Annotated in this window: 11 protein-coding genes; 2 read left to right on the plus strand and 9 right to left on the minus strand. The window is 60.5% G+C overall.

Annotation, left to right across the window (positions count from 1 at the left end):
• Positions 1-122: 122 nt before the first annotated feature.
• From KGB25_RS01560 to KGB25_RS01590, 7 genes are all read right to left on the minus strand, one after another.
• Positions 123-302 carry a hypothetical protein gene (locus KGB25_RS01560; protein WP_008045153.1) on the minus strand — a complete coding sequence of 60 codons (180 nt, stop codon included), beginning with the start codon at positions 300-302 and terminating at the stop codon, positions 123-125.
• Positions 299-1,429 carry a PepSY-associated TM helix domain-containing protein gene (locus KGB25_RS01565; RefSeq protein ID WP_008045147.1) on the minus strand — a complete coding sequence of 377 codons (1,131 nt, stop codon included), beginning with the start codon at positions 1,427-1,429 and terminating at the stop codon, positions 299-301. Before KGB25_RS01565 ends, KGB25_RS01560 begins: the two co-directional genes overlap by 4 nt.
• A gap of 69 nt (positions 1,430-1,498) precedes the next feature.
• The gene (locus tag KGB25_RS01570; protein ID WP_008045146.1) at positions 1,499-3,907 is read right to left on the minus strand and encodes a TonB-dependent siderophore receptor; all 2,409 of its coding nucleotides are present in this window, start codon (positions 3,905-3,907) and stop codon (positions 1,499-1,501) included.
• Positions 3,908-4,144: 237 nt separating this feature from the next.
• Positions 4,145-5,116 (minus strand): FecR domain-containing protein, encoded by a 972-nt coding sequence (locus tag KGB25_RS01575; protein WP_008035007.1) that lies wholly within the window; start codon positions 5,114-5,116, stop codon positions 4,145-4,147.
• Positions 5,113-5,631: an RNA polymerase sigma factor gene (locus tag KGB25_RS01580; RefSeq protein ID WP_032829214.1), complete on the minus strand. Its 519-nt coding sequence runs from the start codon at positions 5,629-5,631 to the stop codon at positions 5,113-5,115. Before KGB25_RS01580 ends, KGB25_RS01575 begins: the two co-directional genes overlap by 4 nt.
• A gap of 245 nt (positions 5,632-5,876) precedes the next feature.
• Complete coding sequence (locus tag KGB25_RS01585) at positions 5,877-6,584, minus strand: PolC-type DNA polymerase III (RefSeq protein WP_008045145.1); 708 nt, start codon at positions 6,582-6,584, stop codon at positions 5,877-5,879.
• Positions 6,581-8,521, minus strand: a complete 1,941-nt coding sequence (locus tag KGB25_RS01590) for a putative nucleotidyltransferase substrate binding domain-containing protein (RefSeq protein WP_008045144.1) — start codon at positions 8,519-8,521, stop codon at positions 6,581-6,583. The genes KGB25_RS01585 and KGB25_RS01590 overlap by 4 nt, the downstream gene beginning before the upstream one ends.
• Before the next feature lie 253 nt (positions 8,522-8,774).
• Between KGB25_RS01590 and KGB25_RS01595 the strand changes: the two genes are divergently transcribed.
• Entirely contained in the window at positions 8,775-9,221 is a 447-nt protein-coding gene (locus KGB25_RS01595) for a response regulator (protein WP_223434085.1), read from the plus strand.
• 195 nt (positions 9,222-9,416) lie between these two features.
• Here the strand turns inward: KGB25_RS01595 and KGB25_RS01600 are convergent, their stop codons facing one another.
• Positions 9,417-11,594 (minus strand): malate synthase G, encoded by a 2,178-nt coding sequence (locus KGB25_RS01600; RefSeq protein WP_008045142.1) that lies wholly within the window; start codon positions 11,592-11,594, stop codon positions 9,417-9,419.
• A gap of 539 nt (positions 11,595-12,133) precedes the next feature.
• Between KGB25_RS01600 and KGB25_RS01605 the strand changes: the two genes are divergently transcribed.
• The gene (locus KGB25_RS01605) at positions 12,134-12,652 is read left to right on the plus strand and encodes a glycine cleavage system protein R (RefSeq protein ID WP_008045141.1); all 519 of its coding nucleotides are present in this window, start codon (positions 12,134-12,136) and stop codon (positions 12,650-12,652) included.
• Between the two features lie 215 nt (positions 12,653-12,867).
• Here KGB25_RS01605 and rarD read toward each other — a convergent pair whose 3' ends face one another.
• Positions 12,868-13,755: an EamA family transporter RarD gene (gene rarD / locus KGB25_RS01610; protein WP_192227612.1), complete on the minus strand. Its 888-nt coding sequence runs from the start codon at positions 13,753-13,755 to the stop codon at positions 12,868-12,870.
• Between the last annotated feature and the right edge of the window lie 114 nt (positions 13,756-13,869).

Consider the following 13,869-nt stretch of genomic DNA (forward strand, 5'->3'; position numbering starts at 1 on the left):
TAGCGCGTGGATCACGTAACTTGTAGGAGCGAAGCTTGCTCGCGAAGGGATCGCCTCGGTCTGACTGAAGGACCGAGGCGATCCCTTCGCGAGCAAGCTTCGCTCCTACAGGTTTGGTGTGGTTATCGGCGTTGTAGGAGGCCGCGCAAGGCGAGGACGGCCGGGATGCCCAGGCCCAGCCAGCTCAACGCATCCCAAACGCCATCGCCCAGCAAGGCCGCAAACAACCCGGCAGCGCTGAGTAGCGCGATGACAATGGGCGTAGAGAAGACCTTCCAGAAGTTCGACTGCCGCGGCTTCATGCGTTGGCCTCCGCTTGTTCCAGCACGGGCCTTGCCGCTTTACGCCGCACCACCCACAGGTAAACCCCGCTGCCGAGCACGATGATGGTCAGCACATCGAGGGTCGCCCAGAGGATTTTCATCGGCATGCCGCCGTAGTCGCCGAAGTGCAACGGCTGCGACATGCCCATGGCGTCCATGTACCACGGCCGTTCGGCCACGGCGGTGACTTGCAGGGTGCTGGCGTCGATCAGCACCGGCGTCAGCAGATGCGAGGTCAGGTGCGTGCTGCCCTTCATGAACACCGCGTAATGGTGCTCACTGGAAAACCGCGTGCCGGGGAAGGCGATGAAGTCTGGCTGCATACCGGGCGCGACTTCTTTGGCGATGTCGAGCAAGCGGGTCGCAGGCGCGAGTTGCGTCAGCGCCGGCGCATCGCGATACGGTGCAACCATCGCGCTCAGGCTGTCATTGCGCCACGCGGCGATCAGCAGGTCGGCGCAGGCACTGATGACGCCGGTGACGCCGACCACCAACGCCCAGGTCAGGGTGACGACGCCGATCAGGTTATGCAGGTCGAGCCAGCGCAGGCGCGTGGATTTGTCCTGGCGCACCGTGGCGAATTTCAACCGGCGCATGAACGGCAGGTACAGCACCGTCCCGGACACGATAGCCACTACAAACAGAATCCCCATGAACGCCAGCAGCAGCTTGCCCGGCAGGCCGGCGAACATGTCCACGTGCAGGCGCAGCATGACCATCATGAAGCCGCCGTTGGCCGATGGCATCTCCAGCGCTTCACCGGTGCGGGCGTCGAGCATGAAGGTGTGCGACGAATTCGGTTCGGTGCCGGCAGTGGCCGCCATGATCGCGATGGCGGCGTTCGGTTCGTCTTCGTCGAAGCCGAAATACTGCATGACCTCGCCGGGGCGATGTTTTTGGGCGGCCTGCACCAACTGCTGCAGATTCAGCTGCGGGGTGTCGGCCGGCAGCTGCTGCAACTCGGCGGCATCGCCCAGCAAGTGGTCGATTTCGTGGTGGAAGATCAACGGCAGGCCAGTCAGTGCCAGCATCAGCAGGAAGACCGTGCAGATCAGGCTGGTCCAGGTGTGGACAAAGGACCAGCGGCGAATGGTTTTGCTTTTCATGACCCATCCAAATGCAAAAGGGCCACGGCTGTACCGTGACCCTTGTGTGGCTGTAATCCGCTCAGCGGTTTACCACTTGTAGTTGACTGCCGCCACGACGTTGCGCTCGTCGCCGTAGTAGCACCAGGTGCCATCACAGGTCGACAGGTAGTCCTTGTTGAACAGGTTCTTCGCGGTGACGTCAACCGAAACGCCTGCCAGTACCGGGTTGATGCGGCTCAGGTCGTAATGCACAGCGGCGTCGTACACGGTGTACGAACCCACGTGACCATTGTTGGTGTTGGCCGTGTTGCCGTAGGTATCGCCGACATAACGCACGCCCGCGCCCACGCCAAAACCGTCGAGCACACCGGTGTGCCACGTGTAATCGGACCACAGGGAGGCCTGATTGCGCGGGACCAGTTTCATCCGGTTGCCCTTGTCGTCGCCCTTGAGGATCTCGGTATCGGTGTAGGTGTAGGAGCCCACCAGTTTCAGGTTGTCGGTGACATCGGAGACGGCTTCCAGCTCGATACCGCGCACTTTCAATTCACCGATCTGGCTGGTGACGTTGTTCTGCGACACCGACACGTTCTGCTGGCGAAGGTCGAACGCGGCGGCGGTCAGCAAGGTGCGGCTGCCCGGTGGCTGGTACTTCACGCCAACTTCGGTCTGCTTGCCTTCGGTGGGTTTGAACGACTTGGTCGAACTGGCATCGGCGCCCATCGAAGGCTGGAACGACTCGGTGTAGGAGATGTACGGCGTGATCCCGGAGTCGAACACGTAACTCAGGCCTGCGTTGCCGCTGAAAGCCTTGTCGCGCTGGGTGTTGGTGGCATCGCCCTGGTTATTGAACTGCGTCGAGCTGTGAATCCAGTCTTCGCGGCCGCCGAGGGTCAGGCGCCATTTGTCCAGGGAGATCTGATCCTGGGCGTAGAGGCCGGTCTGGTTGGTTTTCTGGTTGTAGTCGTAAAAGGTGTTGTACGCGACGTTGGAGAAGTCCGCACCACGGATTGGCTTGATCACATTGCTGTCGGGCGCGTTGCCTTCCAGCCATTTGTAATTGGTGTTGGTCCGCTGGTGGTCCAGGCCCAACAGCACGACATGGCTCAGCGCGCCGGTCTGGAAGTCGGCCTGGAAGTTGTTGTCCACGGCGAACTGGCTGATGTCCTCATCAACCTGATCGACCAGACGGCGCAGCGTGCCATCCGCCGCCACGACGTCACCGAACGACGCATAGGCTTGCTGGAACGACAGATCGCTTTTGGTGTAACGCAGGTTTTGCTTGAACTGCCAGACATCGTTCAGGCGATGGTCGAAGGCGTAACCCAGTGCGTAATAGGTGCGGTCGTAGTGATCGGAGTCCGGATCGCCAAGGTTTTTATGGTGCGAAATTTTCGCCCCGGCCGGAGAAGCCAGCTTGGTGCCTTGCAGAGGCAGGAACTGACCGCTGACCCCGGTATCGTCGCGGGTGAACTGCGAGAGGAAGGTCAGGTGTGTATCGTCATCGATGTTCCAGGTCAGGCTCGGCGCGAGGTTGTAGCGCTTGTCATCAATGTGATCGACCGGCATGCCGCTGTCGCGCACCACGCCGTCGACGCGGTACAGGAACTGACCCTCGTCATCGATTTTTCCGGTGCTGTCGAAGCTGATTTGCTTGCGATTGTTGCTGCCGACTTCGGCTCGCACTTCGTGGCTGGCAATGACGTCGGGACGGCGGCTGACCATGTCGAGCATGCCGCCCGGTGGCGTCTGGCCGTATACCGAAGAGGCCGGGCCGCGCAGGAGCGTGATGCGTTCCAGGTTCCAGGTTTCAGCCTTTGGGTTGGCGTAGGAGCCTTTTGGCAACGGCAGGCCGTCGAGGAACTGGGTTGGCTCGAAGCCGCGTACGCGCAGCCAGTCGGCGCGGGAGTCGCTGCCATAGCTGCTGGCGATCACGCCTGGCATGTAACGCACGGCGTCATCGAGATTCTGTACGCCGCGATCTTCCATCTGGGCGCGGGTGATCACCGACATCGAGCGTGGTGCTTCGACAATCGGCGTATCGGTCTTGGTGCCGGCAGCGGTGCGAGTGGCGACGTATCCGTCAACCGGTCCCCAGGCGTTTTCAGTGTTTTCTACGCCGATCACGCTGGTTTCCGGCAGGGCCACCACGCCCTCAGGCATGGCCACAAGGCTGTAGGTGCCAGTGCTGCTCTGTTCCAGTTGCAGACCGGTGCCACGCAAAGCTGCCTGCAAGGCGCCAACCGCGTCGAACTGGCCATTGACTGGTGCCGACGTCTTGCCTGCCGCCAGCGACGGATTCAGCGACAGCGCCAGGCCCGACTGGCTGGCGATCTGGTTCAACGTTGTGGCCAATGGCGCGGCCGGCAGGTTGTAGGCACGAACGCTGGACGCTTGTTCGGCGGCGATCAGTTGGCTACTGGCCAGAGGGGCGCAAAGGGCAATGGCGACCGCCAGCAAACTGGGGCGCAACAAGGTGTTTAGCGAACGGGACATGCAACGGCTCCTGAAAGGGAATACTTCTCAATTGCCTAGGTGCCGGACGAGAATCAAAAAGTGATAGGGCTGGATGAAAATAATTTCGATTCAGCAATTTTGGTGAGGCTGATGGCCTCTTCGCGGGCAAGCCTCGCTCCTACAGGGTTTTGTGTCATACACAGAATTACCGTTCGACACAAAACCCTGTAGGAGCGAGGCTTGCCCGCGAAGGCGTCCGCTCAGACGACAACTTTCTCAGGGCTTGGCATCAGCCTTCGCCACCGTCACCCACCACGGTGTGTGCTGTTCGATCTGCACCGGCAGCGTCGGCAACAATGCGCTCAGCGCCAGGTCGGTGTCGTGCAACGGGAAACTGCCGGTGATGCGCAGGTCGGCGATCTCGGGCGCTACGCCCAGATGCCCACGCCGATAACGACCGAGCTCGTGAACCAGGTCTTCCAGCCGTGCGTTGTCCACCACCAGCATGCCGCGCGTCCAGGCATCGGCGCCGAGGTTGAGCGCGATGATCGGCCCCAGGCCATTGTTGCGCATCAGCACTTGCTGGCCTTCGTGCAGGATCTGTTCTTCAGTGCTCGACTCGGGGTGGGCGGCCACGGCGGACTGCAACACGCTCAGGCGCGTGCCTTCTTCCTCGCGCTTGACCAGGAACCGCGTGCCCAGTGCGCGCATGCTGCCTTCGCGGGTTTCGACGATAAACGGCCGGGCGTCGCCATGGCCGGTTTCGACGAGGATTTCCCCTTCCTGAAGAATCACCCGGCGCTGCTTCTCATCAAAACGCACATCCACGGCGCTGTGAGTGTTGAGGTTGATCAGCGTGCCGTCGCTCAGGCGCAGGGTGCGTTGCTCGCCGGTGGCGGTGCGCTGATCCGCCAGCCAATAGTCGACCGGCAGATAACGATCACCGGCAAACAGCGCCAGGCCAAGCACCGCAACGATGCTGGCCACGCCGCTGCCGAGTTTGCGCACCCGTCGGCGAATGCTTTCGCGCGATTGCAGCAACGCGGTGCGGGCCGGGCCGCTGGCCACGCTGAAACGCTGGTCGAGCATGCCCAACTGGCGCCAGGCGCGGGCGTGCTCTTCGTGGGCGGCGTGCCATTTGGCAAACTCCTCGCGCTCCACCGGGGTGCCGGAATCCAGCGACAATTGCCAGGCAATCGCCGCGTCCAGCACCTGTGCCGAGACCGGCTTGGAACTGACCGGGTTCACACCGGCTCACCGTACAGCGCGATGTAGCACTGACGAATGCCCTGAGCCAGGTACTGACGCACCCGCGGCACCGACACGCCCAGGCGCTGGGCGATTTCTGCGTGGCCGAGGCCGTCCAGACGGTTGTAGAGAAACGCCGCCCGCGCCTTGCTCGACAGCTTGCCGAGCAGGCGGTCGATGTTTTTCAGGTCTTCGAGGATCATCTGCTGTTCTTCCACCGACGGTTGCTCGCCTTCAGGGATCAGCATCAGTTCGGTGAGGTAAGCCTGTTCCAGCGCAGCGCGGCGGAAATAGTCGAACAGCAGGCCCTTGGCAATCGCCACCAGAAACGCCCGCGGTTCGCGAGGTTCGTTCAGTTGATCACGGCCCAGCAAACGCACGAAGGTGTCCTGACTCAGGTCTTCGGCCCGTTGCGGGCAGGCGACATTGCGTCGAAGCCAGGCCAATAGCCAACTGCGGTGGTCGCGATATAACGCACCGACGAGCTCACTGTGGGGGCTTTGGACTGACGACACGCAGCATCACCGATTGGGAAGTGTTAACTAACGAGAATTGTTCGCGATTGTGGCAGAGGCGGGGGAGGTAAGCAATTGGCCACTGGTCAGGTGGTTTTGATGGGGGTGTTCAGTTGGACCGCGTTATCGTTCATCGCTGGCAAGCCAGCTCCTACAGGAGTTGTGTCGTTCACGGAATCGGCGGGCAACACAAACCCTGTAGGAGCTGGCTTGCCAGCGATTGCGTCGGGACAGGCGCTAAAAACTTAAAAGGAAGGCGCCCGCTGCCTGCGCTTCCACTGACTCAACCGCTGTTGCAGATTCAACGGGCTATGAATCTGCTGCTGCCGCGCGCGGCTGAACAGGATCAGCGCCAGCTCGGCGGTTGCCAGCGCATCGGCACTGGCGTTGTGGCGTTCGAACACCTCGAGCTTGAACCAGTCGATCCACTCATCCAGCCCCGCCTCGCGAATGTGCGCCTGAGGGCAGAGCAGGGGGGCGATATCCGCCACATCCAGAAACGGATGCTGCAATTTGTAGCCCAGATGATCTTTCAGTGCGCGGCCGAGCATGTGCTGATCAAACGGCGCATGAAACGCCAGCACCGGGCTGTCGCCCACAAACTCCATGAACTCGACCAACGCCTGCGCCGGATCGCTGCCGGCGGCAATCGCGCTCGGGCCCAAGCCGTGAATCAACACGCTCGGCGCCACTTTCATGTCCGCGCATTGCAGGGTGCGTTCGAACTGCTGACTGAAGTCGATCGCCCCGTCCTCAATCACCACGGCACCGATGGACAGCACCCGATCCTTGTTCAGGTTCAACCCCGTGGTTTCCAGATCCAGCACCACCCAGCGCTGCTCGCGCAGGCTGCATTCTCTGAGCTCGGCCCGCGCCGGCAAGCGTTGCAGACGTTGCTGCAAGTCCCCGGACAGCATCGGCCCTGCCGGGCGCAGCCATGAAAACAGGCTCATAGCTGATACCGCAGGGTCAGGCTGCTTTGCAGGCGTTGGGCCTGGCGCAGGGATTCACGCAGGATGCGTCGGTCCAGATGATTGAGGCTGTCGGGATCGACCCGGTTGGAGTAGGGCAAATTTTCCCGGGTCTGTAGCTGATGTTGCTGCATGCGGGTTTGCTGGATGAAGTGATACGCCTCTTCGTACGCCGCACCGTCCTGTCGATCAATGACTTCTTTGTCGACCAACTGGCGAAAGCGCTCCAGCGTATTGTTCGCCTCGATGCCATGGGCCAAGGCCAACAGTCGGGCGCCGTCGACAAACGGGGTCAGGCCCTGGACTTTCAGGTCCAGCGTGGCTTTCTCGCCATTTTTGCGCGCCAGCACAAACTCGCGGAAACGCCCTACGGGTGGACGGTTGCGCAAGGCGTTCTCGGCCATCATTCGCTGGAACAATCGGTTGTCGGCAACCTGATCGAGAATCCCCCGACGCAACTGCTCGCAGCTTTGCTCGTCGCCCCAGACCACGCGCAGGTCGAAATAGATGCTCGAACCCAGCAGGTTTTCCGGTGTCGCCTCACGAATGAACGCCGCAAAACGCCGCGCCCATTCGGCTCGGGACAAACACAGCTCGGGGTTGCCGGCCATGATGTTGCCTTTGCACAGGGTAAAACCGCAGAGCGCCAGGCTCTGGTTGATCTGCTGAGCGATGGGCAGCAACTTGCCGCGAATCTCGGCGGCGTGCGCGGCGTCCCGCGCCTCGAACAGAATGCCGTTGTCCTGGTCAGTGTGCAGCGTCTGCTCGCGGCGCCCTTCGCTGCCGAAACACAACCAACTGAACGGCACGCCCGGGTCGCCTTTCTCGGCGAGGGTCAGTTCGATCACCCGGCACACGGTGTGATCGTTGAGCAGGGTGATGATGTGAGTGATCTGGGTCGAGGACGCACCGTGGGCCAGCATGCGCTCGACCAATTGACCGATCTCGCCGCGCAGCGCCACCAGGTTTTCCACGCGTTGGGCGCTGCGGATGGTTCGCGCCAGATGCACGAGGTCGACCCGTTGCAGGGAAAACAGGTCGCGCTCCGAGACAACGCCGCACAGACGCTGGTCCTTGACCAGGCAGACGTGGGCGATGTGTCGCTCGGTCATGGCAATCGCGGCATCGAAGGCGCTGTGGTCCGGCGTCAGGAAAAACGGCGCCTGGGTCATGTGCCGTTCGATGGCTTCGTTGAAGTCGTTGATGCCTTCGGCCACAACATGGCGCAAGTCGCGCAGGGTGAAAATACCCAACGGCGCCTTGTGCTCATCGACCACCACAATGCTGCCGACCTGCTGCTCGTGCATCAGGGTGACCGCTTCCCGCAGCGGCGTGGTCGGGCTGCACGTCACCGGGTGACGCATGGCCAGTTCGCCCAGACGGGTATTCAGCGAGTATTGGGTGCCGAGGGTTTCCACGGCTTTTTGCTGGACTTGCTGGTTGACCTGGTCCAGCAAACTGCTCACGCCGCGTAGGGCAAAGTCGCGAAACGCGTTGGAAAGTGCGAACAGTTTGATGAACGCCAGCTTGTTCAGCTGTAGGCAAAAGGTGTCTTCGGCAGCCAGATGTTCGGTGCGCGTCGCACGCTCACCCAGCAGCGCGGCGAGGGGGAAACATTCGCCGGTGGTGATTTCGAAGGTGGTTTCCGTGCCGCCCTTGGCCGTGTGGGGACGTTCACCCACGACCCGGCCCTGTTTGACGACGTAGAAATGCTCAACCGGGCCATCGGCGGGCTTGATGATGCTCTCGCCGGGGGCATAAAAACGTAGCTGACATTGTTCAACCAGGTACGCCAGGTGAGCGTGTTCCATTTGATTGAAGGGCGGGAAGCGCTGAAGGAATTGCAAAGTGCCCTGGATGTTCTGCAATACCGCGGTTTTCCCTGCCTGTGTGAAGGCGTCCGCTTTACTCATAACCATTACCGCAGTCTTTTATGAATTGTTGTTGTCGGGTGACTCAGTCATGGTCGGCCCCTACGCGCAGGGTGCCCATTGGACGTAAGTCTAGGTCGGGCCTTGCGGCGATGAAATTTCGGAAATGCCTTACACAATCTTGGGAAGAACCTATCCTTCCCCCTATAGGAAATAAATCCGACGAAGTGCACATTGACGGCCCGCTTAGCGATGTCTCACCACTGTGCTAGGGAATGATATTGGAAACTTAGAGAAAACCATGTCCGACCACGATATTTTGAGTGACGCCGAGCGCGAGGCGCTGAGTGCCGTCATGCTGGAACCCGACTTGCCGCCGCAACGGGTGCTGATCGTCGATGACGATAAAGATGCGCGCGAGCTGTTGTCGGAGATTCTAGGTCTGGATGGTATTCGTTGCATGACCGCAGCCAGCGGTGAAACCGCGCTAAAGATGCTGGCGGAGAAACCATCGATAGGCCTGGTGATTACTGATCTGCGGATGGGGCAAATTGATGGCCTGGAGTTGATCCGCAAGGTCCGTGAGTCCGTTCGGGGCGCCATGCCGTTCATCATCGTTTCCGGCGATGCCGACGTGAAGGACGCGATTGCCGCCATGCATTTGAGCGTGGTGGATTTTTTGCTCAAGCCGATTGATAGCGCGAAACTGCTAAAGCTGGTCAAGCATGAGTTGGGGTTGGAGCCCTGATCCAGGCTATCTGTTGCCCATTTGATCGCCTTCGCGGGCAAGCCTCGCTCCTACAGGATGGTGCGTTGCTCACGAACAACGTAAGCCCTGTAGGAGCGAGGCTTGCCCGCGAAGGCAACACCACTGATCTCAAGCAAACAAAAAAGGCCTTGATCCGAAGATCAGGGCCTTTTTTTGTCCAGCGCAAACGCTCAGTTACAGGCCATTGGCAGCCTTGAACTCGCGACGACGACGGTGCAGAACCGGCTCGGTGTAGCCGTTCGGCTGTTTGGTGCCTTCAACCACCAGTTCGACCGCCGCCTGGAAGGCGATGTTGCTGTCGAAGTTCGGTGCCAGCGGACGGTACAGCGCGTCGTTGGCGTTCTGACGGTCAACCACCGGCGCCATGCGCTTGAGGCTTTCCATCACTTGCGCTTCGGTGACGATGCCATGACGCAACCAGTTGGCGATGTGCTGGCTGGAGATACGCAGCGTGGCACGGTCTTCCATCAGGCCGATGTCATTGATGTCCGGCACTTTCGAGCAACCAACACCCTGGTCGATCCAGCGCACCACGTAACCGAGAATGCCCTGGGCGTTGTTGTCCAGTTCGTTCTTGATCTGTTCCGCGGTCCACTGCGGGTTGACCGCCAGCGGGATGGTCAGGATGTCATCCACCGAGGCGCGTGCACGTTTGGCCAGTTCGGCCTGACGGGCGAACACGTCGACCTTGTGGTAGTGCAGCGCGTGCAGCGCAGCCGCCGTTGGCGATGGCACCCAAGCAGTGTTGGCGCCGGCCAATGGGTGAGCGATTTTCTGTTCAAGCATCGCCGCCATCAGGTCGGGCATCGCCCACATGCCTTTACCGATCTGTGCGCGACCTTGCAGGCCGGTGCTCAAACCGATATCGACGTTCCAGTTCTCGTAGGCACCGATCCACTTCTCGGCCTTCATGTCGGCCTTGCGCACCATCGGGCCGGCTTCCATGGAGGTGTGGATTTCATCGCCCGTACGGTCGAGGAAACCGGTGTTGATGAACACCACGCGCTCGCTGGCGGCCTTGATGCAGGCCTTGAGGTTGACCGTGGTGCGGCGCTCCTCGTCCATGATCCCGACTTTCAGGGTGTTGCGCGGCAAGCCGAGCACGTCTTCGATGCGACCGAACAGCTCGTTGGTGAACGCAGCTTCTTCCGGACCGTGCATCTTCGGCTTCACGATGTAGACCGAACCGGTGCGGCTGTTCTTGCGCGAGCTGTTGCCGTTGAGGCTGTGGATCGCCGCCAGGCAGGTCACCAGACCGTCGAGAATGCCTTCCGGCACTTCGTTGCCGTCTTTATCGAGGATCGCGTCGATGGTCATCAGGTGACCGACGTTGCGCACGAACAACAGCGAACGACCGTGCAGGCTCAGTTCCTTGCCATCGACGCCGGTGTAAGTGCGGTCGGCGTTCATGGTGCGGGTAAAGGTCTTGCCGCCCTTGGAGACTTCTTCCGACAGGTCGCCCTTCATCAGGCCGAGCCAGTTGCGGTAGATCACCACTTTGTCATCGGCATCGACAGCGGCGACGGAGTCTTCGCAGTCCATGATGGTGGTGAGTGCGGCTTCCATCAGGATGTCTTTGACGCCGGCAGCGTCGGTCTGGCCGACCGGGGTGCTGGCATCAACCTGGATTTCGAAATGCAGGCCGTTGTTTTTCAGCAGGATCGCGGTCGGTGCAGCGGCATCGCCGTGGAAACCGATCAGCTGAGCGTCGTTGCGCAGGCCGCTGTTGCTGCCGCCTTTGAGGGCGACCACCAGTTTGCCGCCGACGATCTTGTAGCCGATGGAGTCGACGTGCGAGCCGGCAGCCAATGGCGCCGCTTCGTCGAGGAAGGCGCGGGCGAAGGCGATCACCTTGTCGCCGCGAACCTTGTTGTAGCCTTTGCCTTTTTCCGCGCCGTCAGCTTCGCTGATGGCGTCGGTGCCGTAGAGCGCGTCATACAGCGAACCCCAGCGGGCGTTCGAAGCATTGAGCGCGAAACGCGCATTCATCACCGGCACCACGAGCTGCGGGCCGGCCATGCGGGCGATTTCGTCATCGACGTTTTGCGTCGTTGCCTGGAAATCGGCCGCTTCTGGCAGCAGATAACCGATGTCTTGCAAGAAGGCCTTATAAGCCACGGCGTCGTGCGCCTGACCGGCACGGGATTGGTGCCAGCCGTCGATACGAGCCTGGAAATCATCGCGTTTGGCGAGTAGGGCTTTGTTCTTCGGCGCCAGGTCGTGAATGACCTTGTCGGCACCGGCCCAGAATTTATCGGCGGTGAGGCCGGTTCCGGGAATGGCTTCGTTGTTCACGAAGTCGAACAGGACTTTGGCGACCTGCAGGCCACCGACTTGAACGTGTTCAGTCATTGCTTGCCTCACTCTGCTCAGCTATTTCGCTTTTCAGCTCTTCAAATTAACAATGAAGCCTCTGGCTATTTAAACCACAAACCCCTTCCACCAGTACATGCCATTTCGGGCGGCTGGGATGGAACCGATCAACGGCGTTGAGGCCTTGCTGATAGGGCTTTCAGGGCTGCGACCGCGCCTGTGGCAGACATCGATCCAACGGTATGTAGTGCGCGCTGCGGCATACTACATGATGAATTGCGGTTGTGAAAATTAGACTAATTACGTCGTTCTGCGACCCCGTGACGCATTGCAGTCACGTCGGGGATAGGGATGTTCTCAAAAAAGTATGAGATTGTTCCAGTTAAATATAAGAAGTTGTACACGATTTGTTTTTTGGCAGGTTCATCGGTGGTGATCCATTCGCGGGCAAGCCTCGCTCCTACAGGGATGGCGCAGGTCTTGTAGGAGCGAGGCTTGCCCGCGAAGGCGTCGGCCGACTCAGCGCAGCAACATCCCTTGCCTATACTTCTCTTTCTACAACAAAAGAGGGCTGCGCCATGGACCACCTCGTACTCACTGTTTTCGCACCGGACAAACCTGGGCAGGTCGAGCGCATCGCCCAGTGCATTGCCGAGCACGGCGGCAACTGGCTGGAAAGCCGCATGTCACGCATGGCCGGGCAGTTTGCCGGGATTCTTCGGGTGGGCGTGCCGGCCGAGGCCTACGACGAATTGGTCGATGCCTTACAGGCGTTGTCCGTCCATGGCATTCGCGTGCTGATCGCCGAAAGCGGCATCGAACAATCCTGCACCTGGAAACCGATTGCCATGGAACTGGTCGGCAATGATCGTCCGGGGATCGTGCGCGACATCACGCGTTTGTTGAGTGAGCAAGGGGTCAACCTGGAGCGGCTGGTGACGGAAGTGCGTCCGGCGCCTATGAGCAGCGAGCCGTTGTTCCACGCCGAAGCGATTCTTGCGGTGCCGCTGACCTTGTCGCTGGACGTGTTGCAGTCGCGCCTGGAAACCCTGGCGGACGATTTGATGGTGGAGTTGGTATTGCGCAGCGACCCCTGACAGGGTTATCCAAGTTATACGTGCACCTGCCTGTGGATAACCTGTAGAGACAGCCCGCCAGCCCACGCCGGCCGGGCTTCTTCAAGATCTGATCAAAAAACCATCAGTTTCAACAAGTTGCGCACAAACGCCGGGGATCACGCTGTGGATAACCTTGGGAAGGATCGATGCAGGCCACGAGAAGCGTGGCCTGCAGAGGTTTGTACGATTTTTGATCAGCTGCGGCGGCGCAGACTTATCCACGCATCGATGCTGTAAACCGCCAGGCCTGCCCAGATAAAGATGAAGGCGACCAGTGTGCTGGACGACAGATGCTCGCCAAACAGCAGCACGGCTTGCAACAGCACCAATGTCGGCGCCAGGTACTGGAGAAATCCGAGTGTCGTGTAGGGCAAATGCCGTGCGGCGGCGTTGAAACACACCAGCGGCACCAGCGTTACCGGACCCGCAGCGACCAGCCACCAGGCTTCGGACGTGGTCCAGAATTCGGGTTGGGCGCTGACGGCCGTCTGATTGAACAGCAGCCAAGCAATGGCAATCGGCACCAGCATCCAGGTTTCCACCACCAGGCCCGGCAGCGCCTTGACCGGCGCCTGCTTGCGGATCAATCCGTAGAAGCCGAACGTCAACGCCAGCACCAGCGACACCCACGGCAGACTGCCGACTTGCCACACCTGTTGCGCGACGCCGACCGCCGCCAGTCCCACGGCAATCCACTGCATACGCCGCAACCGTTCGCCAAGGATCAACATCCCCAGCAACACGTTCACCAGCGGGTTGATGTAGTAACCGAGACTGGCCTCAAGCATGCGCCCGTTGTTTACCGACCAGACGTACGTCAGCCAGTTGGCCGCGATCAGCGTGCCGCTCAAGGCCAGGATCGCCAGCCGTTTCGGGTTGTCACGCAACTCGCGCCACCAGCCCGGATGCTTCCACACCATCAGCAGCAACGCGCCGAACAGTGCCGACCAGAGCACGCGATGGATGATGATCTCCACGGCGGGCACGTTGGCAATGGCCTTGAAGTAGAGCGGGAAAAGTCCCCAGATGATGTAGGCACTCAGGCCCAGGATGTACCCGCGACGGGGGTTGGCGGCTTGCATGCAGAATCCTTGCTTAGGCAGCTAACAAAGAGAGGATTGTATAGACATGTCACATATTTTGTAGGAGCGAGGCTTGCCCGCGAAGAACGATGATGCGGTATATCAGCCAAACCG

The organism is Pseudomonas sp. BF-RE-21 (assembly GCF_019947305.1).
GTDB classification, from domain to species: domain Bacteria; phylum Pseudomonadota; class Gammaproteobacteria; order Pseudomonadales; family Pseudomonadaceae; genus Aquipseudomonas; species Aquipseudomonas migulae.